This window comes from Mesorhizobium sp. M7A.F.Ca.AU.001.01.1.1, from assembly GCF_004022735.1.
Classification (GTDB): domain Bacteria; phylum Pseudomonadota; class Alphaproteobacteria; order Rhizobiales; family Rhizobiaceae; genus Mesorhizobium; species Mesorhizobium ciceri.
Map to the genome: position 1 here is coordinate 1 of NZ_RZPF01001311.1, position 617 is coordinate 617.

The window sequence follows — 617 nt, forward strand, 5'->3', positions numbered from 1 at the left end:
CCGGTCGCGGTGCCGTGCACCGCATCGCTGTCGATGTTGGCGCGGTCGACACTGACGCCACCGGCCGATGTGGCGGTGCCGGCGACATCGAAGCTGGTCTTGCCGGCAAACAGCGGCTTGAGATTCTCAGGCAGGAAGCGAGCGAAATCGCCGTCGCCCTTGGCCTCAACATGATTACCCTTGTCGGTCAGTTGGTGCCGGCCTGTCAGCTGGGTGACGATCTTGCCGTCGACCGAGAACGTGCCGATGCCGTTCCAATTGGCGAGCGGCCCGGTGCCCGAGACAATTATGTCGACCGGCGGCGTATCGGGCAGCTTGAGCAGATTGGCGATGATGCCGCCTGCCGGCTCCGAGGCCTTGAGGTCAAGATCGAGCCTGTTGTCCGCCGGCGCAAAGTGGATCTTGGCATCGACATTGCCTTGCTTGCCGTCATGGCGGGTGACGTTGAGCACCGTCTCGACCGCCAGCGGCGCGGCGTCGGCCTTGAGCATGCCCCTGGCGGCAAGTTCGGCGATGCCGCTGCCGGCCAGTTGCTGGCCAAGCGCGATCTCGGGCAGGTCGATCTGCTTGATGTCGATGGAAACCGGCAGCGTCGTCGTGCCGCCGCTCGGCGCCGG

At 65.6% G+C, this 617-nt stretch carries 1 pseudogene; it reads right to left on the reverse strand.

The features are described from left to right. Positions 1-617 (reverse strand): annotated as a pseudogene (locus EN884_RS37870) (translocation/assembly module TamB); the annotation flags it as partial.